This window comes from Paenibacillus abyssi (assembly GCF_014640295.1).
GTDB lineage: Bacteria > Bacillota > Bacilli > Paenibacillales > Paenibacillaceae > Paenibacillus_D > Paenibacillus_D abyssi.
Map to the genome: position 1 here is coordinate 57470 of NZ_BMGR01000018.1, position 26474 is coordinate 83943.

The 26474-nt window shown below is 48.9% G+C and carries 27 protein-coding genes; 25 read left to right on the plus strand and 2 right to left on the minus strand.

Annotated features, from left to right (window positions below):
* Positions 1-20: 20 nt before the first annotated feature.
* The 10 genes from xylF to IEW11_RS21915 all read left to right on the plus strand — a co-directional run bounded on the left by xylF (position 21) and on the right by IEW11_RS21915 (position 13909).
* Positions 21-1142, plus strand: a complete 1122-nt coding sequence (xylF, locus tag IEW11_RS21870; protein ID WP_373289368.1) for a D-xylose ABC transporter substrate-binding protein — start codon at positions 21-23, stop codon at positions 1140-1142.
* A 393-nt stretch (positions 1143-1535) separates the two neighbouring features.
* A complete protein-coding gene (locus tag IEW11_RS21875; RefSeq protein WP_373289372.1) occupies positions 1536-2615 on the plus strand; it encodes a sugar ABC transporter substrate-binding protein in 1080 nt (359 codons plus the stop codon).
* Positions 2616-2702: 87 nt separating this feature from the next.
* Complete coding sequence (locus IEW11_RS21880) at positions 2703-4223, plus strand: ATP-binding cassette domain-containing protein (protein ID WP_188533211.1); 1521 nt, start codon at positions 2703-2705, stop codon at positions 4221-4223.
* Between the two features lie 11 nt (positions 4224-4234).
* Positions 4235-5455, plus strand: coding sequence for a sugar ABC transporter permease (locus IEW11_RS21885; RefSeq protein WP_188533212.1), 1221 nt, complete (start codon positions 4235-4237; stop codon positions 5453-5455).
* Positions 5456-6229: 774 nt separating this feature from the next.
* A complete protein-coding gene (locus IEW11_RS21890) occupies positions 6230-8053 on the plus strand; it encodes a cache domain-containing sensor histidine kinase (RefSeq protein WP_188533213.1) in 1824 nt (607 codons plus the stop codon).
* A complete protein-coding gene (locus IEW11_RS21895) occupies positions 8034-9203 on the plus strand; it encodes a response regulator (RefSeq protein ID WP_188533214.1) in 1170 nt (389 codons plus the stop codon). Before IEW11_RS21890 ends, IEW11_RS21895 begins: the two co-directional genes overlap by 20 nt.
* Positions 9200-10522 (plus strand): ABC transporter substrate-binding protein, encoded by a 1323-nt coding sequence (locus IEW11_RS21900; RefSeq protein WP_229725554.1) that lies wholly within the window; start codon positions 9200-9202, stop codon positions 10520-10522. The genes IEW11_RS21895 and IEW11_RS21900 overlap by 4 nt, the downstream gene beginning before the upstream one ends.
* Before the next feature lie 234 nt (positions 10523-10756).
* The gene (locus IEW11_RS21905) at positions 10757-12091 is read left to right on the plus strand and encodes an ABC transporter substrate-binding protein (RefSeq protein WP_188533215.1); all 1335 of its coding nucleotides are present in this window, start codon (positions 10757-10759) and stop codon (positions 12089-12091) included.
* Between the two features lie 97 nt (positions 12092-12188).
* Positions 12189-13073: a carbohydrate ABC transporter permease gene (locus IEW11_RS21910; protein ID WP_188533216.1), complete on the plus strand. Its 885-nt coding sequence runs from the start codon at positions 12189-12191 to the stop codon at positions 13071-13073.
* Positions 13073-13909: a carbohydrate ABC transporter permease gene (locus IEW11_RS21915; protein WP_188533217.1), complete on the plus strand. Its 837-nt coding sequence runs from the start codon at positions 13073-13075 to the stop codon at positions 13907-13909. Before IEW11_RS21910 ends, IEW11_RS21915 begins: the two co-directional genes overlap by 1 nt.
* A gap of 98 nt (positions 13910-14007) precedes the next feature.
* On the opposite strand, the gene IEW11_RS21920 is transcribed toward IEW11_RS21915, so the two are convergent.
* On the minus strand, positions 14008-14211 hold the full coding sequence (locus tag IEW11_RS21920) for a hypothetical protein (protein WP_188533218.1): 204 nt from the start codon (positions 14209-14211) through the stop codon (positions 14008-14010).
* A 280-nt stretch (positions 14212-14491) separates the two neighbouring features.
* On the opposite strand from IEW11_RS21920, the gene IEW11_RS21925 reads away from it, so the two are divergent.
* From IEW11_RS21925 to IEW11_RS21980, 12 genes are all read left to right on the plus strand, one after another.
* Positions 14492-15196 carry a FadR/GntR family transcriptional regulator gene (locus IEW11_RS21925; protein ID WP_188533219.1) on the plus strand — a complete coding sequence of 235 codons (705 nt, stop codon included), beginning with the start codon at positions 14492-14494 and terminating at the stop codon, positions 15194-15196.
* A gap of 296 nt (positions 15197-15492) precedes the next feature.
* Positions 15493-16410: an acetamidase/formamidase family protein gene (locus IEW11_RS21930; RefSeq protein WP_188533220.1), complete on the plus strand. Its 918-nt coding sequence runs from the start codon at positions 15493-15495 to the stop codon at positions 16408-16410.
* Between the two features lie 27 nt (positions 16411-16437).
* Positions 16438-17418, plus strand: a complete 981-nt coding sequence (locus IEW11_RS21935) for a CobW family GTP-binding protein (protein WP_188533221.1) — start codon at positions 16438-16440, stop codon at positions 17416-17418.
* 37 nt (positions 17419-17455) lie between these two features.
* A complete protein-coding gene (locus IEW11_RS21940; protein ID WP_188533222.1) occupies positions 17456-17986 on the plus strand; it encodes a DUF1097 domain-containing protein in 531 nt (176 codons plus the stop codon).
* 30 nt (positions 17987-18016) lie between these two features.
* Entirely contained in the window at positions 18017-18745 is a 729-nt protein-coding gene (gene nthB / locus IEW11_RS21945; protein WP_188533223.1) for a nitrile hydratase subunit beta, read from the plus strand.
* Positions 18746-18774: 29 nt separating this feature from the next.
* On the plus strand, positions 18775-19392 hold the full coding sequence (nthA, locus tag IEW11_RS21950; protein ID WP_188533224.1) for a nitrile hydratase subunit alpha: 618 nt from the start codon (positions 18775-18777) through the stop codon (positions 19390-19392).
* A gap of 22 nt (positions 19393-19414) precedes the next feature.
* Positions 19415-19762, plus strand: a complete 348-nt coding sequence (locus tag IEW11_RS21955) for a nitrile hydratase accessory protein (protein ID WP_188533225.1) — start codon at positions 19415-19417, stop codon at positions 19760-19762.
* Positions 19763-19949: 187 nt separating this feature from the next.
* Positions 19950-20717 carry an energy-coupling factor ABC transporter permease gene (locus IEW11_RS21960; protein ID WP_373289370.1) on the plus strand — a complete coding sequence of 256 codons (768 nt, stop codon included), beginning with the start codon at positions 19950-19952 and terminating at the stop codon, positions 20715-20717.
* Positions 20714-20998: an energy-coupling factor ABC transporter substrate-binding protein gene (locus IEW11_RS21965; protein ID WP_188533227.1), complete on the plus strand. Its 285-nt coding sequence runs from the start codon at positions 20714-20716 to the stop codon at positions 20996-20998. The genes IEW11_RS21960 and IEW11_RS21965 overlap by 4 nt, the downstream gene beginning before the upstream one ends.
* On the plus strand, positions 20995-21780 hold the full coding sequence (gene cbiQ, locus IEW11_RS21970; protein WP_188533228.1) for a cobalt ECF transporter T component CbiQ: 786 nt from the start codon (positions 20995-20997) through the stop codon (positions 21778-21780). Before IEW11_RS21965 ends, cbiQ begins: the two co-directional genes overlap by 4 nt.
* Before the next feature lie 12 nt (positions 21781-21792).
* Positions 21793-22617 (plus strand): energy-coupling factor ABC transporter ATP-binding protein, encoded by an 825-nt coding sequence (locus tag IEW11_RS21975; RefSeq protein WP_188533229.1) that lies wholly within the window; start codon positions 21793-21795, stop codon positions 22615-22617.
* Positions 22618-22639: 22 nt separating this feature from the next.
* Positions 22640-22996: a (2Fe-2S) ferredoxin domain-containing protein gene (locus IEW11_RS21980; RefSeq protein WP_188533230.1), complete on the plus strand. Its 357-nt coding sequence runs from the start codon at positions 22640-22642 to the stop codon at positions 22994-22996.
* 12 nt (positions 22997-23008) lie between these two features.
* Here IEW11_RS21980 and IEW11_RS21985 read toward each other — a convergent pair whose 3' ends face one another.
* A complete protein-coding gene (locus tag IEW11_RS21985; protein ID WP_188533231.1) occupies positions 23009-23341 on the minus strand; it encodes a hypothetical protein in 333 nt (110 codons plus the stop codon).
* A gap of 155 nt (positions 23342-23496) precedes the next feature.
* Between IEW11_RS21985 and IEW11_RS21990 the strand changes: the two genes are divergently transcribed.
* From IEW11_RS21990 to IEW11_RS22000, 3 genes are read left to right on the plus strand one after another with little or no spacing between them, the layout of a single operon-like run.
* A complete protein-coding gene (locus IEW11_RS21990) occupies positions 23497-24429 on the plus strand; it encodes a FecCD family ABC transporter permease (RefSeq protein ID WP_229725565.1) in 933 nt (310 codons plus the stop codon).
* A 3-nt stretch (positions 24430-24432) separates the two neighbouring features.
* A complete protein-coding gene (locus tag IEW11_RS21995) occupies positions 24433-25446 on the plus strand; it encodes a FecCD family ABC transporter permease (RefSeq protein ID WP_188533233.1) in 1014 nt (337 codons plus the stop codon).
* 23 nt (positions 25447-25469) lie between these two features.
* Complete coding sequence (locus IEW11_RS22000; RefSeq protein ID WP_188533234.1) at positions 25470-26390, plus strand: iron-hydroxamate ABC transporter substrate-binding protein; 921 nt, start codon at positions 25470-25472, stop codon at positions 26388-26390.
* The last annotated feature ends 84 nt before the right edge of the window (positions 26391-26474 follow it).

The following is a 26474-nucleotide window of genomic DNA, read 5'->3' on the forward strand; positions in this document are numbered from 1 at the left end:
GAATGAGAGGGGGGCGAGCGGTGGAACGATTTCGAACTTCTATCAGGATGATTCTGTTCTTGAGTTTGCTCTTGCTTGCGATGGCCGGTATCCTTGCCGCATGCGAGGAAAACGACGACGGCGGCAGCGGCGCTGCTTACCAAGTCGAGCCTGCCGCTTCTCTTGCGGTGGAAGCGGCGGGCGGAGAAAGTCCGACTGCGCGGGACAAGGTGAAAATCGGCTTTTCGATGGATACGCTGTTGGAGGAGCGCTGGCTGAAGGATCGCGAATTGTTTAAAGCGGCGGTAGAGGCGCTCGGGGCAGAAGTGGACATTATGGCGGCGAACGGAGACGACGCGCTGCAGATCGCGCAGGCCGAAACATTAATCAGCCGAGGCATCGATCTTCTCGTCATTGTTCCCCATAACGCCGAGGCGATGGCATCGATCGTACAGAAAGCCCACTTAGCCGGCATTAAGGTGCTCGCTTACGATCGATTGGTGCGCAACGCTAACGTTGATATGTATGTCTCGTTCGATAACGAACAGGTCGGGGAACTGCAGGCGAAGGCAATCACTAAGTTGGTCCCCCGGGGAAAATACGTATATATTGGAGGCGCGGATACGGACAATAATGCGCATCTTTTGAAAAAGGGCGTGTTCAACGTATTGCAGCCATTGATCGACAGCGGGGACATTACGATTGTTTACGACCAATGGACGAAAAACTGGGAGCCTGCGAACGCGCTGGAGAACATACAAGCGGCGCTGGAGGCAAATGATAACGATATCGACGCCGTCATCGCCGCCAACGACGCGACGGCGGACGCCGTCATTGAAGCGCTGGCGGCACAGGGACTCGCCGGCAAGGTACCGGTTGCCGGGCAGGACGCTGATTTGAAGGCGGCACAGCGGATCGTCGAGGGTACGCAGACACTGACTGTCTACAAGCCGATCCAGTCGTTGGCGCAGGCGGCGGCTGAGCTGGCGGTGAAGCTGGCGACGGACGGTGCCGTGACGGCGAACCGGACCATCAGCAACGGGAAGGCCCGGGTGCCGTCGTTGCTGCTTGCGCCGATCGCTGTCGACCGAACCTCGATCGACGAGACGGTCATCGCCGACGGCTTCCATTCCAGAGAAGATGTGTATCAGAACGTCAAATAATAGTTCAGTAACATCAATTGCCTTCTACTATGCCTACATGGCCAGGTGGAAGGCGATTTTTTCATGTTCGGAAGAGCAGCAGTCATAAGGGCTTACTCCTGAACCTTCTTGTCTTGAAACCGGCAATTGCGAAGTCGTTATCGAATCGTGAGGGATGAAGTAACCGGAATCAAGTTCAACGGTTTCAAAGGATTCGGTACTTGCGCTGCATGGCGGCGGTCGGCCACAATCCCTCCGCAGAAAGTTTAAAAAAGTGAAGGCGATATTAAAAAAGTGCTAGTGGACAGCGCTTTCACAAGTTATCTCCGGTGATATAGTTACTTTGTCAGCCAATAAAGATTCATTCGAGAGGGGTAAACAGAAGTGAAAAAAATCATGAAACCGATTGCTTTGATGTTAGTCGTATTGATGGTTGCAGTGTTCGTTGCGGCATGCGGGAACAGCAGCGGCGGCAGCGGAAGTGTCAGCGTAGGCATCGTACTGCCGACGAAAGACGAGCCGAGATGGGTGCAGGACGAGCAGCGGTTCAAGGATGCGCTATCCGGCACGGACTACACGACCGAAATTTTGTTCAGCCAAGGCTCATCCGCGAAAGAAAAGGAAAACGTGGAAACGTTGATCAACAAAGGCATTCAAGTGCTGATCATCTGTCCGCAGGACGGCGATGCGGCCGCGGCTGCGGTCGAAGCGGCCAAGAAGGAAGGCATCACGGTTATTGCGTACGACCGCTTGATCACGAATACGGATGCGGTTGATTACTACGTGACATTCGACAGCGTCGCGGTCGGCGCAGCGCAAGCGCAATATCTGGTCGACAATGCGCAGGGCACCGGTGTACCGCTTTACTTGTACGCAGGCGCGGCTTCCGACAATAACGCGTTCTTGTTCTTCCAAGGCGCATGGAGCGTGCTTCAGCCGAAAATCGCCGACGGTACGTTCAAAATCGCCAACTCGAACGAAGCTGAAGCTTTGAAAGGTACAGCCGAACTGGCCCGCGATCAACTAGGCAAAATCATCGGCCAGGTCACGACGAACTGGGATGCGAATGAAGCGAAAAACAAAGCGCAAACGCATCTGACGGCGGCAAGTGCAGACATGAAGGGCGACGTCGCTATCCTGGCGCCGAACGACGGGACGGCCCGCTCGATCGCCGACGTATTCGCTTCCGACAGCGACGTCGCGAACTTCGTAGTAACTGGTCAAGACGCTGAGAAGGCGTCTATCCAATACATCATTGACGGGAAGCAATCGATGACGGTGTTCAAGGACGTGCGGTCGCTCGTGACGGATGCAATGGGCATGGCAGTTTCGATTCTGGACGGCAATACGCCGGAAACGACAGGCTCCTACGATAACGGCAGTATTGAAGTGAAAGCGAAGCAAACCGATGTTATCGTCGTCGACAAAGCGAACGTCAAGAGTGCACTGATCGATTCCGAATATTATGAAGCTAGCGAATTTACCGGTTTGTAATTAACAGAATATGCAACACGGAATAGTGATAGAGACTCTATCACTATTCCGCACTTGTGAAGGCAGCAGGAGCAAAGGGGGCAAACAATGAGCGAAAATATTTTGGGAATGCGGCAGATTTCCAAAGAATTTACCGGGGTGAAGGCCCTCGCGAGCGTCAATTTTAAAGTGAAGAAAGGCGAGATTCATTGCTTAGTCGGCGAAAACGGAGCGGGCAAGTCGACGTTAATGAAGGTGCTCAGCGGCGTCTATCCGTACGGCACGTACGAAGGAGATATCGTATTCGAGGGCGCCGTACAGCAGTTTCACAAGATTACCGACAGCGTCAAGGCGGGCATCGTCATCATTTATCAGGAGCTGGCGCTGTTCCCCGATTTGACGGTGTATGAAAATATTTTCGCAGGCAATGAAGTGAAGCGCGGCAAGCTCGTCGACTGGAACCGGACGATCGTTAATGCCAAGGACATGCTCCGGAAGGTGAAGCTGAACATCAATCCGGAAACGCTCGTCAAAGATTTGGGCGTCGGGAAGCAGCAGCTCGTCGAAATCGCCAAAGCGTTAAGCAAGGATGTCAAACTGCTCATCCTTGATGAGCCGACGGCGGCACTGAACGAGGACGATAGCGAAAACCTGTTGCAGCTGCTGCGGGAGCTGAAAACCCAAGGCATTACGTGCATCATGATTTCCCACAAGCTGAAAGAGGTCATCTCGATCGCGGATTCCGCGACGGTGCTTCGCGACGGACAAACGATCTGTACGTTGGACGGTTCCAAGGGCGAAATTACCGAGAATGCGATTATCAAACATATGGTCGGCCGGGAGATCAACGACATTTATCCGAAACGGCCAAATCCGTCAATCGGCGAGGACGTCCTCGAATTGCGCAATTGGTCCGCATTCGATCCTCAGCTCGGCAGGCATGTCGCCAAGAACGTCAATTTTCACGTGCGGAAGGGCGAAATCGTCGGCATCGCCGGGCTAATGGGCTCGGGCCGAACGGAGCTGGCGCTAAGCATCTTCGGCAACCCGAAAGCGTACAAACTTCAGGGTGAGCTGGTGCTGGAGGGTGTACCGCGCAAGTTCGCGCACACGAGCGACGCGATTGGGGCGGGCATCGCGTACGTGACCGAGGACCGGAAGGGCAACGGGCTGTTCTTGGCCCAAGATATCAAGAGCAACATTACCGCCGCGCATTTGCGGGGGATTTCCACGAGCGGGGTCATCAACGACAACGAAGAAGTGAAGATTGCGAGCGAATATAAAAATTCCATGCACATCAAAGCGCCCTCCGTGATACAGCTGGTCGGCAAGTTAAGCGGGGGCAATCAGCAGAAAGTGTCTCTGGGCAAATGGCTGTTCGTCGGGCCGAAGCTGCTCATTTTGGACGAACCAACGCGAGGCATCGACGTCGGGGCGAAATTCGAAATTTACACGATTATGAACAAGCTGATTAGTGAAGGCATGAGCATCATTATGATTTCGTCGGAGCTCGGTGAAGTATTGGGGATGAGCGACCGCGTATATGTCATGGCCGAGGGCGAGATCAAAGGGGAATTGTCGATCGCCGAGGCCGATCAAGAAAAAATTATGCAGCTAGCTACGCAATAGGAGGTTCACCTATGGAGTTGAATCGTAAGCCGGAGGCCGTCACGGCCGGGACGCCGGCGGGCTTCTTTCAAGAGGCAAGGACGCTAATCAAAGAAAATATCCGTGAATACGGCATGTACATCGCTTTGTTCGTCATCATGATTACCTTCACGATAATGACGGACGGACTGTTCATGTCTTCCCGTAACATAAGCAATCTGCTGGATGCGACAGGATATATTGCCGTGCTCGCGGTCGGTATGACACTTGTCATCGTCATCCGGCAAATCGATTTGTCCGTCGGCTTCGCGGCCGGTTTCCTGGGCGCCATTGCGGCGATCTTGCTTACGCAGGCGGGCGTCTCCATGTATATCACCATTCCGATTATACTCGTGCTCGGCGCTGTACTTGGACTGATCAACGGGGTACTCATCGCCAAGATCGGCATTCCGTCCTTCGTGGCGACATTGGCGGGGATGCTCGTGTTCCGCGGCGCTTTACTGCAAATTACTGAAAAAACCGGCACGATTATTATTAAGGATGAACATTTTAACGCGATCGGTAACGGGTTTATTCCCTCTATTGTTGAAGTGAACGGGCTGCATTTGCTTTCATTGGTGTTGGGCTTGTTATGCATCGTGCTTTACGTTCTGAGTGAAATTTCAACCCGCCGCAATAAACTGAAATACGAATTCGAGGTCATTTCCAAACCGATTTTCGCGTTGAAGCTGGTGTTCGTATCTGCAATAATTGCCTATATTACTTGGATTCTCGCCCAATACAACGGTTTCTCTTGGACGGTCGTCATTATGCTTCTTGTGGTCGTCGTTTATCATTTCTTGACGACCAGGACGGTTCTCGGGCGGCATATTTACGCCGTGGGCAGCAACCCGGAAGCGGCTCACCTGAGCGGAATCAATGTCAAAAAGATCACGTACATCGTGTTCGGCTCGATGGGGATGCTCGCCGCGCTTTCAGGCATATTGTTCACGTCCCGCCTCCAATCTGCTACCACGACTGCGGGCACGCTGTTTGAGCTTGACGCGATTGCCGCAGCGTATATCGGCGGCGTTTCCTCCGCGGGCGGGGTCGGCAAAGTGACGGGCGCCATCATCGGTGCGATCGTCATGGCTTCTCTGTCGAGCGGCATGAATCTGCTGGGCGTCGGGATTTCGTACCAGTATATGATTCGCGGGGGCGTATTGGCGGCGGCGGTCATTTTCGACGTCATGACACGCAAGAAGAGAGGGTAATAGGAAAGGCGGTTAAATTTGATAATCGTCATTAAAAAGCAGCAGATTTCTAAAAAATTACGAGTTTTTACGTAAATATAATTCCTGTCCATATAGGGACATTAATAAAATACAGGATGATTTTCATGGTGACTTAAACACCTGCTGTATGAAATGCGGCAGTGATAAGCTTGAGCATATTGATGCGTATCAAATCTGAGTTTTCAGGTTCGACTGCGCCGCCTCCACGATTTATTGGGGGCGGTTTTTTCATGTCTTCTCACTTTCTCAATGTGATATGATATGGCTATCAATCTATTTCTATGATTTGTTTCTGCCACGCGGCCTTATACGATTGAAAGAGCACTAGGAGGATGCAATTTTACGGGTTAAAATAGTTATGAGTAATAATGATCGGTAGCGTCAATTTTTGTGTAAGGCGGCAGGAATATCCATCGTGACGATGGATATGAGCTTATGTTTTGAATGTTCTGACGAATATTTGCGTGGGAGGCGACGATTACGGCAGCGAAGAGGACTGATTGAACGTAGATGGATGCGCCTATCGATGAGCTAGGCTTGTGTTTGTGCCTTAGGCTTTCTTAGTTTCTTGCGGAAGATCAATTTACGACTACTTTATAATCAACATACGACGTTTTACTGCCTTTTTTCCCTATCTATACTTGAATGAGCATTTTGATTCCGGGGTGCTTTTCTTTGCATGTCCCCAATTGCCGGTAACATTGTTATTCATAATCATTTATATTCTGAAATGAGAGGAGGGGATGTGATCGAATGAAAAGTATACACAGCCGGCTTCTTTTATTGCTTCTTATATTTATCATTATCCCCTATTTTATTTCGGTTGTCCTTATTTACTGGCAAACCAAATCGAACGTTGAACGGATGGAATTGAAAAACAGCAGCGAGCAATTGCAAAAGACGAGCGAGGAATTGGAGCAATATTTTCAGGAAATGATCGATCTGCCGCTGATTCTATACCGGAATCCCGAATTGTTCCGGGTGTTTGAACGAGGCTTTGAAGACTCCATCTATGTTAATCAGATCGCCATCGACAAAGGAATGAAGACATTCTACCTGATGCGGGAAGAAATCCGCCAAGTTCGCGTGTTTATCGCAAAAGGGGGAGATTCCTTTACGGTATACGATGCAATGGTCAGCGCCCGCAAACAAATGCCGGAAGTTATTGACAAGCCTTCTATTCAAGCGCTGTTAACCTCGGGAAGCACTTACTCGATTGAACCGCCGCATCCAATTGTAAATTACAATCAAACGGCTGTTTTGCCCGTATCGGACAGGACGATGGTGCTCAGTTTCCATCATAAAATTATGGACGTATTTAATAATCGTTTTCTTGGTCTTGTCACGATGGATATCGATCTGGATCGGATTTCACAAATATGTAAACGCTTTATATCAGAAGATCATGAGGCGGTGCTGCTTGCGGATTCGAACGGTAATGTTATTTATTCTTCCGATGCGGATCGGATAGGCCAAACTGCCGCTTCTGTCCATAGTACGGTGAACGGGCAAAAGACTGGCGACATTCAATTGTCGGAAGAGCTGTCAGGGGTATTAAATCAATGGAGCCTGATTAAGACTTCAACCAGCGACGTTCTGTTCAGCGAGGTTCGTCAAGCCGCCTATACGAATATTATGGTTGGCATTATCGTCGTCATCCTCGGTTTGGTGATGACCAGCATTATTTCTTACAAAGTGACTCAACCGATCAAGCTGCTTAGCCGCAAGTTGCGGAAAATCGGAGGCGAGAATTTGCTTGTTCAATTTGAAAGCGCAAGAGAAGATGAGATTGGCCATTTGGAGACGCATATCAAGGAGATGATGAGCCGCATTAATCTCCATATCGAGCGTGAGTACCGACTGGAGCTTGAGAATAAAAAAAATCAATTCCGGGCGCTTAAATCCCAGATCAATCCTCATTTTTTGAATAATGCGCTGCAGTCGATTGGAGCCGTTGCGATTCGTTCCGGTTCCCCTGAAGTGTACAAGCTGGTGACGTCCTTGTCGAAAATGATGAGATATACGCTCCGGCCGGATCATTGGGTGACCATGCGCAGTGAAGTTGATTACGTGGAGGCGTATCTGAATCTGCAGAAGGAACGTTTTCGCACAACGTTTGACTGCAGAATCGATATAGCGGAGTCTATCATGGATGTTCCCGTTCCCGCTATGATACTACAGCCCTTGGTGGAGAACTATTTCAAGCACTGCTTTGAGGAGGACGGGCGCGATACCCAGCTCAGTATTCGTGGTACGATGAACAATGAACAGCTCGTTATTGAGGTTGAGAACAATGGGCCGGGCCTCGCCGGGGAAGTGCTGGAAGAGCTCAGGTGCAAAATCAGAATGAAGGATCATGAGAGTCGGCATTCGTATGATCGCATCGGATTGAAAAACATTCATGAGCGGCTTGTACTCAATTACGGAGCGGATGCAGCCCTGGAGGTATACTCGGACAATGCAAGCGGCTTTAAAGTCCGATTGATCTTTCCCCGTGAACAAGCAATGAGCAATCAGCACAGCTTGGCTGTACACAACAGTGAGGAGGAGGAGCATAATGAGAATCCTGCTCGTTGATGATGAAGCGAATGTCCGGGACGTGATTCGTTATTTCGGCCAATGGGAGCAGCTCGGCATAGAGGAAATAAGTGAGGCTGCCAACGGCGAAGAGGCTAAAGCGTTAATCGCCCTGGAGCAGCCCGAGATTCTGATCACGGATATTAAGATGCCCAAGATGAACGGAATTCAGTTGCTGGAGTGGCTGAGTGAGATCGAATACTCGTGCAAGGTGATCATCCTCACCGGTTATGATGACTACGTCTATATGCGGAAGGCGATTAATTTCGGCGCTTACGATTATCTGATGAAGCCGGTCAACCCTGAAGAGCTTAACGTGATATTGGAAGGTGCGGTGCAGACCTGGAACAACGAGAGAGAGGCAAGGCGGGACAAGCAATCGGGGATTCATGATGAGGTGAGAAGAGAGCGCTGGAGCCGCAACGTAAACGCAGCTTGTGATGGGCGGCCGTATGACCGGGACATCTTGACCGAAAGCATCCCCTATGCAGAGAACTATGAATTTACGCTCATTTATTTTTATCAATCCCATATGCCGGAGAGTTATATAAAACGTCTATCGGAGGAGTTGATTGAACTGGACTTTGGCAATGTATTTTCTTTGCAGACCGAACGCCATTTATACGTAATGATTAGCGCCGCGGGCAAGCTGCAAGCGATTGAGCGATGGATTGCGAAGCTGGTTGACATTCCAGTTCGCCTGACCGGTGCATTTCCGGTCCGATCTTTGGAGGAACTGGCCTTCGCGTATGAGGAAGCCAAGCAAGCAATGCAAGCCAATCAATTCAGAATGATCCATCAATTAAGCCCTCAGGATGACAGCAGGCGCATCCAGGATATTGTCACTTTTGTAAACAGCCATTTCACCGAAGAAATCAGTCTGGACCTGTTGGCGCGCCGCTTTTTCTTTAGCCGCGAGCATATTTCGCGACGGTTCAAGCAGGAGGCGGGGATGACGCTTTCCGACTATTTGAATCAGTTGAGAGTGGAGCAGGCCAAAAAATGGCTTCGTGAGACAGAGGATAAAATGTTCGCCATTTCCGTCAAGCTGGGGTATCAGGATGAGAAATATTTCTCCAAATTATTTAAGCGAATGGTCGGCATGACGCCAATGGAGTACCGCGACGGCAAGGCAGGGGGAACAAGTTGAGCAGAAAACGGATTATGGTTCTATTGTCATCAGCTATTGTGCTTGTTGCGCTGCTCGTGACAGTGGTATATTATGCTCATTCCAGCCTCGAACAGGAAGGACAGGCTACGTTGCCAAGCGGGGAAAACAATAAAATTACGCTGGAGATTCTTAACCCGAAGGTGGAAATTGCATCGCAATTCGAACAAATGGTGAATGATTACATGAAGGAACATCCGCATGTGCAGATTAACGTCCGTACGGTCGGCGGCGGGGCGGATGACCGCGCTGAGTTGCGGGCCATGTTTGCGTATGGTCAGGGACCGGATATATTTACGAACGGAGGCTACGAGGAAGCCAGATTGTACCGCGATTATTTGGAGGACTTATCCGATCAGCCATGGGTTCAAAATGCGATTGACATGGCGTTGGAGCCGATGACGCTGGATGGTAAAGTTTACGGCATGCCGGTCAACATTGAAGGTTACGGGTTTATTTATAACAAAGATTTATTCAAGCAGGCGGGGATTGTGGAACTGCCGACAACGTTATCCGAATTGACGGAATCGGCAAGCAGGCTCAAATCGGCCGGCATTACTCCATTTGCGAATGCTTATGCGGAGAAATGGGTACTCGGTGTTCACCTGATCAATATTGCATTCGCCCATCAGGACAATACCGATGAATTTATTAGAAATTTGAGTCGAGGTACAGAGAGTATCGAAGGGAATCCGCACTTTCTTGATCTATTAAAACTTCTGGATGTAACACTTGAATATGGAAATGATCAGCCGTTGACTTTCGACTACAATGCGCAGGTGAGCGAATTCGCGCAAGGTAAAGCGGCTATGATCCAGCAGGGAAACTGGATTCAACCGATGCTCGATCAAATCACCTCGAACATGAATATCGGTATGCTGCCGATCCCGATTAATGACAATCCCGGCAATGATGCATTAGCGGTTGGAGTTCCTAATAATTGGGTGATTAACAAAAAAAGCTCCGAACAAAAGAAAGCGGAGGCCAAACTGTTTTTAAATTGGATGGTTTCATCCGAGCAGGGCAAAATGCATCTCGTCGAGCGTCTGAAATTTATTCCGGCGTTCCATCATATTCAGACGGATTCCCTGGGGCCGTTGGCTGATGATATTTTGCGTTATTCTTATGAAAACAAAACGTTATCATGGAATTGGTATACTTATCCGGATGGTGTGTCCGATTATGAGTTTGGCCCTGTTATGCAGGCTTATATCGGCGATCAGATGACAGCGGAGCAGGTACTGCAGCAGCTGCAAACTTTATGGGAGACGACCAACGAACACCAAACTGTCGATGAATAAACCGGGATGAGTTTTAGGACCGAGGGTTCCTAAACTCATCTTATTTATTAATCGGCAGTTTTATCAATTTACGACGATTTTTCGATCAATTCCCGGCGTTTTCGGGAGCTGCCCCCCTTTTCTATAATGATCATAACGATAAGTAAACGCTATCATTTCAATTTGAAAGCATTTATAAATCGTTCGCCAAGACCTTCAACAGGTCAAGCGACATCATATTTGGAGGGGTTCAGATTGAGAAAAACATTCGTATCAGTTCTAGTCTTATTGCTTGCGGCTGTACTTGTATTGACAGCTTGCGGAGGAACGGGCAACACAACGGCCGAATCAAATACAAATAATTCGACCGCAACAAATAACAATCCGTCAGCAGTCGCCGAGGATGAGCCGGTTACGATCATTATTGCAAACGGCAAAGGCGAGCTCACTGCACTGTATGAACAAGCTGCAAAAGATTTCATGACGGAGAATCCGAACATTACTGTTGAGGTCCATACAGGGGCGGTTGGTGATTCTCTAAGTGTGCTGGATCGGCTGACCTCATCGGGCGTTGTTGTTACGCTTGCTATGGTAGAGCCTAATGGCGTACTTGAGAAGTATAAAGATTTCGGCATCGATCTTTCAGGAGAACGGTGGGTGGAAGAAACAAATGACGCCATCAAAAATGCGGAAGGCACCATTGTCGGGTTTCCATTTTCGATCGAGGGCTTTGGACTTGTATACAACAAGCAAGTTGTCGAGAATGCCGTTGGCGGTTCTTTCGATCCGTTCTCCATCAATACCCGAGATAAGTTGATAGCCTTGTTCGATCAGCTTCAGGCTTCCGGTGTGCAATACCCGGTAGCTTATCAAACAGAGGGCTGGTCGGTGAGCAATCATTACAGCTCGCAATTTTTGAACCAGGCGGAGGATCCGAATTCAATCGTCAATCAGTTGAAGGCAGGCACCTTCGATCTGGCAAGTAATGAAGTATGGAACGGCTATTATGACACGATGGATTTGCTGGCTTCCGAACAATATAACAAATACGGAGAGCGTCCGATTGGACAATACTACGATGACGCACATGTTTCGGTAGGAAAGGGCGAATCCGCGATTCTGTTCAATGGAAACTGGGCATTCGATTCGCTTCAAGCCGTTGCAGGCGATTCCTTTGGATTTATTCCAGTCCCGGTCGACAACAATCCCGACAATCCTCTTAACAACAAAATTGTTGCCGGTCCTACGAATATCTACATTATTAACAAAGACGCAACGCCGGCGCAGCAGGAAGCGGCCAAAAAATATTTGAATTGGCTTGTTTACGACGAAGTCGGCCAAGATTGGCTTGTGAATAAAGCTCAAGTGATCTCCGCTTTCAAGAACAATCCGCATAAAGTGACGAACCCGCTCGGCGCAGCGATTGCGGTGGCGATCGCGCAAGGAAAAACGATGCCGTTCAGCACCAACTATATTGTGCCTGGTGACTGGTTTTCCATTCTTGGTCCGGAAGTGCAGCAGTATATTGACAAAAGGAAATCACGCGAGGATCTTGCCCAAGCTATTCAGTCCTATTACACAAGCAATTAATCTCAATACTCGGTAGTTTCCTTTTGTCTGATCAATGGGGTGAGAAGCACGCTCGCCCCATTGTTCGTTAATTTCGTTCAAGGGTGTGAAGTGGCTCATGATATCGAGGCAAAGAGTAATGAAACGGCTGGGCAACCAGTTATTTTTCACGGGACCGACAATGATTTTCTTTTCAATTGCTCTGCTGATCCCATTTGTTTACGGTTTTTATCTCACCTTGATGAAGATGGCAACCCCGGTAAGCCCGATGGAATACGCGGGGGTTGAAAACTATCTTCGGGCAATCCGCGATAATAAATTTTGGGATTCCATGTGGCTGACGATCAAATATGTCGGAGCGACCATTGTGCTGGTCAATGTAACCGGCTTTGCTTTGGCATATTTAGTGACCTCTGGACTGCGAAAGCAAAATTTTTTCAGAACGGCCTTCTTTACCCCGAATCTCATCGGGGGGCTGGTGCTGGGATATATCTGGCAATTTATTTTCGTCCGTTCGCTGCCGACGCTTGGGGAAAAGTTGGGCGTCGAGTTATTTCGCCTGGGCTGGTTAGGTGATGCGAATCTGGCTTTTTGGGCGCTTGTTATTGTAACCGTTTGGCAATCCGCAGGTTATATGATGATTATCTTTATTGCCGGTTTAATCAGCATTCCCAGAGATGTAATCGAAGCATCGACGATCGACGGGGCGAACTCATGGCAGCGGCTAACCCGCATGACAATTCCTTTAATGGTTCCCGCCTTTGTCATTACCGTATTCCTCTCACTGAAAAATGCCTTTATGGTCTATGATTTGAATTTCGCTTTGACCGGAGGCGGACCTTACGACAGCACGAAGATGGTCTCCATGCACGTCGTGCAGAAAGCGTTCATCGAAAACAACTATGGCGTCGGTCAAGCGGAAGCGATCATTTTGTTTGTCATTGTGGCCGTTGTGACCGGAGTGCAAGTGTATTACAGCAAGAAAATGGAGGTTAGCGGATAATGGCTGATCGCAGAAACGCTTTCATAATCATAACCTATAGTTTGCTGATCGCTGCATTGTTTATTTTTCTGTTTCCGTTTCTCCTGCTGATTGTTAACTCATTCAAGGACAATGGACAAATTTTGGAGAATCCTTTTTCCTTGCCGACAAGCTTGAGCATCGGCCATTTTGTCGATGTCATCGAAAAGATGAATTTTCTGGTCACGTTTAAAAATTCGGTTCTTATCACCGTGGTCAGTGTAGTGCTCATTTCGCTGTTTTCAGCGATGGCCGCTTACTACATGGTTCGGGTGGCAACTCGATTTAATAAAACTTTTTTTGCAATATTGGTAGCTTCAATGATTATTCCGTTCCAATCAATTATGATCCCTCTGATTTATATCTACGGCGCCCAACTCAAAATGATTGAAATGGCACCGATCCCCTTATTGATTGCATTATATGTCGGATTCGGCAGCGCATTTTCTGTCTTTATTTATCACGGCTTCATTAAATCAATTCCTCTCGAACTGGAGGAAGCCTCATTGATCGACGGCTGCACCCGGAAACAGACTTTCTTCAAGGTGGTGATGCCTATGCTTATGCCGACGTCCGTAACGATCGCAATTTTAAATGTCCTGTGGATTTGGAATGACTATTTGCTGCCGTCGTTAGTCCTGACGAAAGAGCATTACTATACAATGCCGATTAAAATGAAAGTGTTCAACGGAACGTACATGAATAACTGGGAGCTGTTGATCCCGGCAATTCTGATGACTGTTCTGCCTGTTCTCATCGCCTACCTGTTCGGACAGCGTTATATTATCAGAGGCGTCATGCAAGGAGCGATCAAATAATGGCCGGAATACAGAACTGAAGTGGAGGAGTTTGAAATAACAAGCGCAAAAAGGGTGACAATGATGTCACCCTTTTAGGTATCTGATACACTTGCTGATTAAGAGAGTATGCGACTGAAATAGTGGATGTCAGGATAATTTGTCCAATGACCGGCGGGAGCCGCTTCAATCTGCCCCATCAGCTCCATGAGCTTTACATCATGCTGGGAAACATGAGCAAGCGATCTCGGGACTCGAAGCAGATGAGCCAGAATGTTCAGCATCAATGCCTTGCATAGCAACTCATTTCCCGACTGGCGCATCGTGAACTCCTGAATAAGCGCTCCATGAATGATTGCGATCTGAAGGACTTCTCACGGCCAGGGACAGCCAGTGTTATCCAGCATTCCGAACGGCAAGCATTAGCGCTTTAGCTATGGGTTTAAGCGGTGTACCTACACATTAATTATGATGTTTTTTTATTGAAGGGTTAAAGTAACCGTTTACCGGATGAGAAATAGCTGTTATTATTAACATTACTATTTTTATTTACAAGAAAACAAAATAAATAAATTAAGAAAAATAAGACAAAAGGTGTTTGCTATGTCAGAAAACAAACAAACTAGAATTTTTGAACAAGTGCTGGAACAAATTCACCATTACATAACGTCCCGAAATCTCGTACCGGGCGATAAGTTAATGACTGAACGCGAAATGGCTGCTTTTTTACAGGTGAGCAGATCATCGGTGAGGGAAGCGCTGCGCATATTGGAGATGTTTGATGTCATCGAATCCAAACCCGGAGAAGGCACGATTCTCAAAGCCCCTCATGTTCCGACTATATTCACGAACATAATGCCGTTTTTCTTGATACCTGAGGAAAGGTCAATTGAACTTCTTGAATCAAGGAAGGTCATTGAAACGGGTCTTGTTAAATTAGCAGCGGAACGGAGGAAGGATGAAGATATCCGACAGATGCAGGATGCAGTCGAACGCATGTTTACAACCGATGATCTGCAGGTGATGATCCAGGCTGACGTTGATTTCCACATCTCTCTTGCAAAAGCTGCATATAACCATACCTTATCCGAGCTGCTGGGGTTCATTTCGGATTTGATCAGTAATAATTTGTATTCGACACGAATTAGAACCCATGTCATTGAAGGGGTAAATACAGAATTTGCCAGGCAGCATCAAGCGATATTACAAGCTATAGTGAAGCAGGACAGCAGTCTTGCAGCGCAGGAAATGGAGGAGCATATCGAGCATCATATTAGGTTGGTGAAATCGTTGGAATCCAAACTATAAGCTGCACTAAAAGACCTGAAAAGGTCTTTTTTTGTTGTCTCATTATACTAGAATGGCAACAAAAATTACATAAACCAAGGGATATAGGAATAATATTCCTGAATCTCGATAGAAATTTAATTTAGGTGTTATATAAATTAACATTTATGCTATTCAAATTATTTTTTTGGTGTTATAATGACATGCATGGGGCTGGTCAGACCAGGTATGTTACGTAGATGAACGCAATATGTGATATAACCCTACAATGAAATTTGCTTTTTAATATTTTTAATTTTGAAAGGAAGTCGATTTTTTTGAAAGAAATCAGACAGCCGGGAGCGCATAGTTATGTTTTCAGTCGTTATTTGGAGCCCATTGCCAAGGTGAATCCAGGAGAGGAAGTCGCTATCTTTACAAAGGACGCCTTTGAGGATCGCATCACGAAGGCAACAGACATAGCTTCGGAAATTTTGGGCAGGTATTTGAATCCCCAAACGGGACCGATTTTCGTAGAAGGGGCTGAGCCGGGCGATACGCTGGCCGTACATATTATCGATATTGAACCGACCCGCGATTATGCGGTCAGCGTGCACCTGCCGAACTTTGGCGGATTAACGGGAACGGAAATCACCAGAATGTTGAATGAACCGCTCCCGGAGAAAGTGTTTATGTATCAGCTTGCCGACGGCATGTTAACCTGCAATGAACGACTCAGCTTTCCTTGGCGGCCATTTTTAGGGACGATCGGAACGGCCCCGGATCTGGAGGCGGTATCCGCTCTGACGCCGGCCGAGCACGGTGGAAATATGGATGTGCCCGAGACCAAGCCCGGAAACATCGTATATTTGCCGGTAAAGGTGCCTGGGGCTTACTTTTACACAGGAGACTGCCATGCCGGCCAAGGCGATGGGGAGCTGTGCGGAACGGCACTGGAGATATCGGCTAAAGTCACTTTGAAATTTGAATTGATCAAGGGCAAGGAAATCAAATGGCCGCGGATTGAAAGTCCGACCGAATATATGGTTGTAGGCAGCGCAAGGCCGATGGAGGATGCGGCGCGTATCGCATACGCGGAGCTGATCGGCTGGATGGTGGAACTCGGCTGGGATAAATGGGAAGCCTATCAGGCCTTGACTCAAATCGGCAAGCTCCATGTCGGAAATATGGTCGACACCTACTATTCGCTGGTAGCGAAAATAGACAAGAAATACGCACTGTCCGCGTCTAAATAAAACATCGTATGAACTGGAGGGGTTTATATGGCAATTGGCCGAAAGGGAAAAATTCCCGCGACGATAATTACCGGATTCTTGGGTGCAGGAAAGACAACACTATTAAACCGTATCTTATCGGATAGCCCCGGCAAAAAAATCGCCGTCATTATTAATGAATTCGGGGAAATCGGGATCGATAATCAGTTGGTCATTGAATCCAAGGAAGAAGTCATTGAGATGAATAACGGATGTATATGCTGCACTGTACGGGGCGATTTAATCCGTATCGTCGGGACGATGGTGGAGAATGGCGACGCATATGATCACATCATTGTTGAAACGACAGGTTTGGCAGATCCGGCCCCGGTTCTTCAATCCTTTATCGTAGACGATGTTATGCGGGCGAACACGCAGCTCAACGCGGTGATTACCGTAGTGGATTCCAAACACATTGTGCAGCACTGGGATTCCACGGAAGTCGAAGAGCAGCTGGCCTTCGCCGACGTGATCCTGTTGAACAAGACGGATCTGGTTGCTCCGCAGGATCTGGATGAACTTGCGCAGCGCATTACAAAGATGAACGCAATGGCCGATATCCTGCGTTCAGAGAATTGTGAACTGGATGCCGGGTCCCTGCTGCATCTCGGAAAATTCGATCTGCAGAACGCGCTTTCCGTTGATCCGAACTTTTTGTCCGAGGATGCGCATGAGCACGACACATCCGTCTACTCCATATCCATTGCCGAACAGGGCGCAATCGACAGCGATAAGCTGTCCAGATGGCTGCTGGAATTTCTGCAGGCCAATGGCAACGATATTTATCGCATGAAAGGTGTACTGAATATCGATGATGAAGATCGCCGCTATGTTTTTCAAGGTGTTCATATGACACTGGACGGCCGTCCGGGGCGTCCTTGGGGCCCGGGTGAACTGCGAAGGAATGAGCTGGTATTCATCGGCCGCAATCTTGATGAGAAGGCGATCCGAGAGGGGGTGATATCCTGCCTGGCAAATGTGGTTGTTTAAATGAGGGTTGAGTATTAGGAGAGGAGGAGAACCTTGCATGAAGCAGCTGCAGGCTTATAGTATCAGCATTGGTATATTAGGTGCCATTGATACCTATTTGACAGCAACCATCCTGCCGGTCCCCGTTTGGGTTACTTTTATCGCTTGGGCGTCATTCTTTATTGTCGGCGGCAAGCTGGCCGGATTGAAACGAAGCGTCGTCTCCAATCTGGCTGGTGTGCTTATCGCTTCCTGCACACTGCTTATCATTTCGGTGATGGGAGGCAGCCCCCTTATTGCGGCGATCTGTGTAGGGATCGGCAGTGCGGCCATGGTTCAGGCATCCAAGATCCCGCTGCTGTCTATTCTGCCGGCTATAGTCTGGGGCTTTGCTTCGACGGTATCTACTATGGTGGCAACAGACGTGCCGATGACATCTCTAGGATGGAACAATCCAGGATTAGTTGCGGCAGCAGGCGTTATTGTAGGCGGTCTGTTCGGCTATGTATCCGAAATATGGGGAGATTCGATGACCAAGAAGCAAACTGTGCCAACACCGGCAGCTTCGCATTCATCTGGTTCTGTATGACCGAGTTCATAACTATGAGGAGGTTATTCCATGAAATTACAACAATATCTTGGAGGCTTGGAAGGACTTAACGACCCGATTGATTTTGATACGAGAGTATTTGCAGAGCCATGGGAGAAGCGGATTTTTGCGATCCATGTATCGATGATGGGGCTAAGCAATCATTTGGAAGGGATACAGGATATACCTTCAAACTTCGACAGCAAATATACTTGGGCGGACCTGCGGGAACGCGCCGAGTCCATGCATCCGTTCGATTATTTCAAGTTCCGGTACTATGAGAAATGGGTTGGCGGCGTAGCAGACTTCCTGATTAAAGGAGGCTACATTAACGAAGAAGAATGGGACGCAAAAACGGCAGTGTATTTGAATAATGCCGATGAGCAGCTTCCTTCCGTATCCGAACCGGCCATCGATCACCAAGTGATTGAATACCTGCGCAAAGGAGATTCGCTGTACCGTGAGAGTGACCGCAAACCACAGTTCAGTGCAGGAGAAACCGTGCTGGTAAGAAATAATCATGTAATGCTTCACACGCGTCTCCCTGGTTTTGTGCGTTCGCAAAAAGGCGTGATTGAAATTGTGTATGAAGGAAACTATACGTATCCAAATTCAACGGGTACCGATGGGATTGGCGAGCCGATGCCGGTCTATTGCGTCCGGTTCGACCCGAAGGATATCTGGGGCGAGCATGTAGAGTCCAAATCAATGATCTATGTCGATATCTATGAAGCGTATATGGACAAACTGGCGCAATAAGCTTACCAAATCGAATGGAGGGCTAACAAATGAGTGAACGTTTTAAATATGTAGAAGATCGGGAAATGTTTAGTGCCGCAAGGGTGAAAGCGCTGGAAGCCTTGCTTATTGAGAAAGGAATCATTAGCAGCGAAGCTGTCGACAAAGTCATTGGTTACTTCGAAACAGATATGGGCCCTTTCAATGGCGCCAAGGTTGTCGCCAGAGCATGGGTTGATCCGGAATACAAAGCCCGCTTGCTGAAAGACACGCCTGCAGCAGTCGCTGAAATGAACTTTCCCCGGGGCATGACCGGTGTAGAGGGAGAAGAGATGAAGGCGGTTGAAAACACCTCTGATGTACATAATCTTATCGTCTGTACGCTTTGCTCCTGTTATCCTTGGCCGCTTTTGGGTCTGCCTCCTTATTGGTTCAAGGATCCAAGCTTCCGTGCGAGATCGGTTCGTGAGCCGCGGGCTGTGCTGAAAGAATTCGGACTTGAGCTTGATGATTCCGTTGAAGTGCGTGTATGGGACAGCAGCGCACAGATCCGCTATTTCGTTCTTCCGGAAAGACCGGCCGGAACGGAAGGTTTTACGGAAGAGCAGCTTGCGGCATTATTGACGCCGGAAGCGATGCAGGGCGCTGCCAAAGTTAAAGTCGGCTAAGTGCCGTTCACAGGAGGTAGGTATGATAACTAAATTTGAACATTTCGCCGCTTCGAGTCTTATGGGAGGCAGTGAGACGCTCCCGCGCAGCAATGGGGATCTGCTGTTCAAGAAGCTATGGGAAGACCGGGCCATGGGCTTGGCAATCACATTGTCCAAGAAAGGGCATTACGAATGGGAAAGCTTCCGTCAGGAACTGATTACCTCCATTGCCGAATGGGAAGCCAGTCACTGCAAGGATGACCCAAGCTGGGATTATTATGAGAGATGGCTTCTTGCACTCGAACGTATCGTAATCGATTCCTCCATTATCAGCAGTGAGGAATGGGATTCCAAAACGAAAGAACTGCTCAATGAGAAGTGTCTCTAGAAGATCTGTCCGTTCTAACGATTTATAAGTAAATGGGACAAGCATCCTGCTGCCGGCGCAGACAGGATGCTTGTCCCATGGCGCCTTACCGCTCAAGCGTAACGATGAATAACGGAGGATGACACATAACGCAACCGCTATTTTTAACTCGTTGCGGCTGCGGCAATACAAAAGGAGAGAGGTAAGCGTGAAACTAAACAACCTGAAGAAATTTTTGGCTTTGGTCGCGGGATTAACGATGTATCTGGCGATTAACGATCCGCAAACAGCGCATGCCATGCATATCATGGAAGGTTTTATTTCACCCGGATGGGCATTGTTCTGGTGGGCTGCATTTATTCCATTCTTTCTGCTTGGTGTCCGCCGTTTAATCCGGATTACCCGGGAGGCGCCCCAACTAAAGCTGCTGCTTGGCCTTGCGGGAGCATTCACTTTTGTATTGTCGGCTCTGAAAATACCGTCTATTACCGGAAGCAGTTCACATCCGACAGGCACAGGCCTTGGAACGGTGATGTTCGGTCCGCTGCCGATGAGTGTCCTGGGCTCGATCGTTCTCCTGTTTCAAGCCGTATTGCTTGCCCATGGCGGTCTCTCCACTCTCGGCGCCAATGCGTTCTCTATGGCGGTTGCAGGGCCATTCGCAGGATATGCTGTGTACCGGTGTATGACCAAAATAACAACGAACCAATCATGGTCTATCTTTGCTGCCGCCGCTTGTGCCAATTTGTTTACTTATGTGGTAACCTCGTTTCAATTGGCGCTTGCATTCCCTTCGGTGGAAGGCGGCATTGCCGCATCGCTGATCAAATTCGGCAGCATATTTGCGCTGACTCAAGTGCCGCTTGCCATCAGCGAGGGATTGTTGACCCTCCTGGTCTGGAATTGGTTGAAATCATTTGATTTGAAAGACATTTCCGTTCTGTCAAAGATTAATAAAGGAGCCAAAAACGTATGAGCAAGCCATGGTTAAACATTCTGCTTGTTATAGGAATTATTCTTCTGGCAGTATTGCCCCTTCTGAGCATCAATGGAGACTTCGGGGGGGCGGACGGGAAAGCTGAAGAAATGATTCTCGCAATTAATCCGGAATACGAGCCTTGGGCAAATCCGCTGGCCGAACTGCCATCCGAGACGGAAAGCATGCTTTTTGCGCTGCAGGCTGCGATCGGTGCGGGGATCATAGGTTATGTGTTTGGTACGTTAAAAGCTGGCCGGGCAGAGAAGAAACGGTTATGATGAAGCAAATTGATTCCGTTACGTACAGCAACAGGTTCAGGCTTCTCTCACCGATGTGGAAGTGCGGCTTCGCATCCGTATTGTTTCTGTTTGCCTATCTGACAGGGCCGGTTTTGCAGGCAATGATCGTAGTCTGGATGTTGATATGGACGGTTATCTATGCCAAAGTTCCAACCGGATTATATGCTAGACTAATGCTTGTTTCTTGTTCGCTGTATGTCCTGAGTTTGCCCGCCCTTATGCTGGAATTCCGCTCCGCCGCAGCCGGGGGCCAGATTGCGCAGGGACTCTTGCTGGTCAAAACGGAGAGCTTCCTGGTTTATGTGCCCGATACAGCGTGGGGTATCGTGCTGGAAACGCTGATGAGAGTGCTTGCCTGCTTGTCGTGTATGTTTTTTGTGACGCTAACCACACCGTTTCCGGCTGTGCTTCAAGTTTTGCGTCGGCTGCGTATTCCGCTGATCGTTATTGAATTGTGTGTTATCATGTACAGGTTCATTTTTCTGCTGCTGGATACCGCCCATAACATGCTGCTTGCCCAAAGGTGCCGGGGGGGTCAGTCCGGCTTCCGGGGGAAAATACGCGACACGGCAATTTTGATCGTCCGCCTGTTTACAAAAACTATGGACAGGTACCGTAAGCTGTCTTACGGCCTTATCTCCAGGGGGTTTACGGATTCAATAACTCCGCCTCCTTATGAAAAAAGTATTGTTCCGCTGCGGTACCGGTTTGAATCGATAGCCGGAACAGCAGTGCTTTTTGTTATTAAGCTGTGGTTATAATGGAGGGATAAGATGACTGAAATGATGGAAGTTTGTAACCTGAGATACAATTATCCCGGTCATGGGCGCGAGGTGCTTCGCGACTTGACGATCCGGATCCCGAAAAAAAAGAGAACCGCGCTATGCGGGCATAACGGTGCAGGAAAATCAACGCTGTTCATGCATATGACCGGTATCCTCCAGCCCGAGGGAGGCACTGTCAAATGGAATGGCGATCCCATATCTTACCGCAACAAAGATTTGCAATTGCTCAGAAGAAGAATCGGGCTGGTCTTTCAGGACCCTGAACAACAATTGATTATGAATACGCCTTATGAGGATATTACATACGGATTACGAAATGCCTTCCTCCCGGAAGATGAAATCCGCATGCGGTCCAACCAATTGCTGAAGCTGCTAAATTTGGAGGAATTGGCGGATGTGCCGATCCACCGTCTGAGTCTGGGGCAGAAGAAGCGGGTAGCGTTAGCCGGTGTAATGGCGCTTGAGCCGGAGCTTCTCCTTTTGGACGAGCCTGCCGCCTATCTTGATCCGGTTTCGGAGAAGCTTCTCATGAACGAATTGAACCGGATTCACGCTGAAGGCGTGACAATAGTTATGGCGACGCATGACATGAACATCGCTTATGCCTGGGCGGACTGGCTGTGCGTCCTGCATCAAGGAAAATGTGTAATGGAGGGGACGCCGTTTGAGATATTTGAGAATGCTGCTTACATTAAAGAGCTTGGGTTGGAAACCCCTATGCTGCTCGAGGCATGGAACGCATTGCCGGCTGTTATGCGAGAAGGGAAAATACCGCCGAGGTCGCTCGAGGAGTGGAAGTTGGCTGTTGGTTAATCGTGAGGAGGAGAGATAACGGATGACAACTTGGAATTTAAGTGAAACTAGGAATCACTTGCTCATCTGCAATGGAAGCAGTTGCCTGAAGCGCCACGGGGAGGAAGTAACCCTGGCTATACGGGAGGAGATTACAAAGCGCAGGGCCGACAAGCTGATACATACGACGCGGACACGATGCAATGGAAGGTGCGCCGACGCCTGTATAGTGATCGTATATCCTGAGGGCTTATGGTATCAGGGCGTTACACCTGAATTGGGCCGTACGCTGGTTCGAAAGCTCCTTTCCGGAGAGCAGCTGGAAGATAACCTGTTATATTCGTTTGACCGGCATTTTCAGGCTACGGGAATATCCAGCGCAGGTACGGAGAAGTGCTAGGTGCCGCCCATCCTAGGTGCCTGCAAGCTGCTGCCGCACCCGGGTCGACAAGGCTGCATGCATTTTCGCCCATGCGTTGAGGCGTGCTGCAGAGCCAGCTTCGTTTCCCAGCAGAATGATAAAAGTATGCCCGCGGGAGGCATGCTTTTTTTGTCTGTCTTGTATCCTGTCATTCATAGTGAGAATAATTTTCATTGACAAAGGGATGAGATAATTATAAAATCCTTTATGGTAATGATAATCATTATCAATTAATTCGAAAGCCGCCAAGCCACGGGAGGTGCTTCGCATATAGTTCGAACTAGAATGGAATTTCAACGAAGGCGTACATAAAGATGCCTTCATGGCATCTACATTCAGCTGCATTTCAAAGCAAAGGAATGTTCACGATGAGAACGGGCTTCATTCAACATTGGTTAGGAAAACAGGCAGCCTCCGGCGCAGGTATCGCTCAGTTCATTGCAGTCCTTTTTTTCGCTTTGTTCGGATTAGCGCTTTCCATGTTTTTGGCGGTATCGTTCGGAGCGAAAGATCTGTCATTAAGCACGGTATGGACTGCAATCATTCACTACAATCCGGAATTGACAGCGCATCAGATCATTCATGAATTGCGGCTTCCAAGAGTGCTGGCTGCGGCTGTGATCGGAGCGGCCTTTGCGGTCGCTGGGGCTTTGATGCAGGGCGTAACACGCAACCCGCTTGCTGATGCGGGAATTTTAGGGGTTAATGCGGGCGCGACCTTTATGATTGTTCTCTGCTTCGCATTTTTTCCGAATTTGCCGTATTCCGCTTTAATGCTGTTATCGTTTATGGGAGCTGTGCTCAGCGCTTTGCTTATCTTCCTGCTCGGTTCGTCCCCGGGCGGCCTGACTCCTTTGCGGTTAACGGTTGCGGGAGCGGTGGTGGCGGCTCTGCTGCATTCCCTCAGCTCCGGGATCGCGATTTATTATGAATTGAGCCAAGATCTGGCTTTCTGGTACGCAGGCGGTGTGGCAGGCGTGAAATGGCATCATTTGGAGCTGTTGGCGCCGATTATCTTGATCGCGATTGCGGCTTCCATTGCGCTGGGGCGTTCCGTTTCGATCATTGCGATGGGGGAAGAGGTTGCCGTAAATTTAGGCGTAAAAACGAAACGGATTCGTGTTTTAGGCATGGCAGCTGCGCTGGTACTCGCCGGCGTTTCCGTTTCCGCGGTAGGCTCAATTGGTTTTGTCGGGCTGGTGATTCCGCATATCGCGCGTAAGCTCGTTGGCGTGGATTACCGGCTTATTATTCCGGTGTCGGCATTGTTGGGCGCGGTACTGCTGGTGCTGGCCGATCTTGCCGCAAGGATGGTAAACCCTCCGAAGGAGCTGGCCATCGGAGTGATGGTTGCGCTGGTCGGCGTTCCTTTCTTTCTTTATCTCGCGCATCGGGAGAGGAGGAATTTGTAGAATATGGAGTATACGTTAGACAGGCGCAGGAGAGCCATGACGGTCGGAGCGATTCTGATGCTTATCGCTGCAGGAATCGTCATCCTCAGTTTGAATACCGGCTCGATCCGGCTTTCTCCTATGACCGTCATCCAAACCTTTATCGGCAAGGGTAGTCCGGACGATACAATGGTTTTGTTTGAATTTCGGCTTCCGAGAATTTTGGTCACGTTGTTAGCGGGTATCGGTTTGGGGATTTCCGGTGCGATACTGCAAGGATTATCCAAAAATTCGCTGGCTGATCCGGGCATTTTGGGCATCCATGCAGGCGCTTCGTTCGGTTTGATCCTTTTTGTAACTTTCTTTCATTCGATGAACAGCATGTCCTCGCTGCTCATTCCATTTTTTACGTTTGCGGGTGGGACGGCAGCAGCGCTGCTGATCGTCTGGTTAGCTTACGATCGGCATCAGGGGTTCCTGCCGGTTCGGTTACTATTAATCGGGATTGCCGTCTCTGCCGGATTTAGTGCGATATCGCTGTTTCTATCCTTGAGCCTTGACGAGCAGACCTACGCATTCACTGCAAGGTGGCTGATCGGAAGTGTATGGGGAAGGGATTGGATTCATGTGTACACACTGCTCCCTTGGATCGCATTCATCGTTCCGTATGTCTTGCTCCAATCCAAATCATTGAATGCATTCTCGCTTGGCGACGAGCTGGCTGCCGGCATCGGGACGCCTGTACGCAGGCAGCGATTGCTGCTGCTTGCATGCGCAGTGGCTTTATCCTGCGCAAGCGTTGCGATGTCGGGAGGAATCGGCTTCATCGGTTTAGTTGCGCCCCATATCGCACGCCGCCTCGTCGGGCCGATGCACCAGCATTTTCTGATCATTGCCGGGCTAGTCGGCCTGGTTATCCTTGTGGCTGCAGACACGATCGGCCGGTCCATCTTTCAACCGAATGCCATTCCGGCAGGCGTGGTCGTTGCTGCAGTAGGCGCTCCGTATTTTCTGTATTTGCTGCGAAGAACCAAATAATCTAGATGAAAGAGGAGATTTTTATGAAAAAAACATTCATGCTTCTATTAAGCATCCTGTTAATTGTTATCCTGTCGGCATGCGGACAGCAGGGCGGGCAGGCCGCAGAGCAAGCTTCCTCCGCGGAAACCGGGAATGCCGCCGCTGATGGGGAGCCCCGTATCGCCTCTTTATCGATTCATTTGACTAATAATCTGCTGGCGCTTGGTATCACTCCTGTGGGCTCGGTGGTAGGCGGTGAATTAAAAACATTCCTCCCTCATGTCGCAGACCGTTTGACGGATACAAAACCGCTTGGGACGGCTGCGGACCCCGATATGGAAACCCTGCTTGCGTTAAAGCCTGACGTGATTTATGTCGACGAGCAGCTCGCCGGCGACATTTCAAGGTATGAGAAAATCGCGAAAACTCAAGTGTTCAATCTGGATGAAGGCACGTGGCGGGACCATCTGGAACAAATCGGGGAGCTTGTTAACCGTGAGCAAGAGGCCGAAGATTTTATTAAGGATAATCAGGCTCAGGCGGAACGCGTAAAGAAGCTTATTCATGACAAAATCGGCGACGGCACCGCCATGGGTGTGCGCGTGACAGCGAAAGAACTGCGGGTATTCGGCTTGAGACGTCCAATGGGGCCTATGCTGTTTGAGGATTTGGGGCTGAAGCCTGCGAGCGGCGTTGAAAAAATCAATCGCGATAAGTCCTATGAAGTCATTTCACAGGAAGTGCTGCCGGATTTTAATGCAGATGCGATCTTTGTTGTCGTCAATAATCAGGATGGAGCCAAAAAATTATACGAGCAGCTGCAAGACAGCCCGATCTGGCAGGGATTAAAGGCCGTCAAAGCAAATCAGGTCTACATGATCCCCGACCAACCGTGGCTCGATTATTCGGCGCTTGGCAATAAAATGTCACTCGATCAAGCGGAGCAAATGTTTTTAAAGTAAAGAGCAATCAGGATTTGTTGGACTGGATTTCTTTCTTTTATTCAGCTTAATTTAGTTGTGTTTATATAAAATCGTCGATGAATC

Excerpts from the sequence above, each read along its gene's own strand:
- IEW11_RS22000 (WP_188533234.1), top strand. The coding sequence starts at position 25,470 with ATGAAAAAAACATTCATGCTTCTATTAAGCATCCTGTTAATTGTTATC.
- IEW11_RS21990 (WP_229725565.1), top strand. The coding sequence starts at position 23,497 with ATGTTTTTGGCGGTATCGTTCGGAGCGAAAGATCTGTCATTAAGCACG.
- cbiQ (WP_188533228.1), top strand. The coding sequence starts at position 20,995 with ATGATGAAGCAAATTGATTCCGTTACGTACAGCAACAGGTTCAGGCTT.
- IEW11_RS21875 (WP_373289372.1), top strand. The coding sequence starts at position 1,536 with ATGTTAGTCGTATTGATGGTTGCAGTGTTCGTTGCGGCATGCGGGAAC.
- nthA (WP_188533224.1), top strand. The coding sequence starts at position 18,775 with ATGAGTGAACGTTTTAAATATGTAGAAGATCGGGAAATGTTTAGTGCC.
- IEW11_RS21885 (WP_188533212.1), top strand. The coding sequence starts at position 4,235 with ATGGAGTTGAATCGTAAGCCGGAGGCCGTCACGGCCGGGACGCCGGCG.
- IEW11_RS21890 (WP_188533213.1), top strand. The coding sequence starts at position 6,230 with ATGAAAAGTATACACAGCCGGCTTCTTTTATTGCTTCTTATATTTATC.
- IEW11_RS21935 (WP_188533221.1), top strand. The coding sequence starts at position 16,438 with ATGGCAATTGGCCGAAAGGGAAAAATTCCCGCGACGATAATTACCGGA.
- IEW11_RS21920 (WP_188533218.1), bottom strand. The coding sequence starts at position 14,211 with ATGCGCCAGTCGGGAAATGAGTTGCTATGCAAGGCATTGATGCTGAAC.
- IEW11_RS21880 (WP_188533211.1), top strand. The coding sequence starts at position 2,703 with ATGAGCGAAAATATTTTGGGAATGCGGCAGATTTCCAAAGAATTTACC.
- IEW11_RS21910 (WP_188533216.1), top strand. The coding sequence starts at position 12,189 with ATGATATCGAGGCAAAGAGTAATGAAACGGCTGGGCAACCAGTTATTT.
- IEW11_RS21940 (WP_188533222.1), top strand. The coding sequence starts at position 17,456 with ATGAAGCAGCTGCAGGCTTATAGTATCAGCATTGGTATATTAGGTGCC.
- IEW11_RS21965 (WP_188533227.1), top strand. The coding sequence starts at position 20,714 with ATGAGCAAGCCATGGTTAAACATTCTGCTTGTTATAGGAATTATTCTT.
- nthB (WP_188533223.1), top strand. The coding sequence starts at position 18,017 with ATGAAATTACAACAATATCTTGGAGGCTTGGAAGGACTTAACGACCCG.
- IEW11_RS21895 (WP_188533214.1), top strand. The coding sequence starts at position 8,034 with ATGAGAATCCTGCTCGTTGATGATGAAGCGAATGTCCGGGACGTGATT.
- IEW11_RS21985 (WP_188533231.1), bottom strand. The coding sequence starts at position 23,341 with ATGAAGGCATCTTTATGTACGCCTTCGTTGAAATTCCATTCTAGTTCG.
- IEW11_RS21995 (WP_188533233.1), top strand. The coding sequence starts at position 24,433 with ATGGAGTATACGTTAGACAGGCGCAGGAGAGCCATGACGGTCGGAGCG.
- IEW11_RS21915 (WP_188533217.1), top strand. The coding sequence starts at position 13,073 with ATGGCTGATCGCAGAAACGCTTTCATAATCATAACCTATAGTTTGCTG.
- IEW11_RS21980 (WP_188533230.1), top strand. The coding sequence starts at position 22,640 with ATGACAACTTGGAATTTAAGTGAAACTAGGAATCACTTGCTCATCTGC.
- IEW11_RS21955 (WP_188533225.1), top strand. The coding sequence starts at position 19,415 with ATGATAACTAAATTTGAACATTTCGCCGCTTCGAGTCTTATGGGAGGC.
- IEW11_RS21975 (WP_188533229.1), top strand. The coding sequence starts at position 21,793 with ATGACTGAAATGATGGAAGTTTGTAACCTGAGATACAATTATCCCGGT.
- IEW11_RS21925 (WP_188533219.1), top strand. The coding sequence starts at position 14,492 with ATGTCAGAAAACAAACAAACTAGAATTTTTGAACAAGTGCTGGAACAA.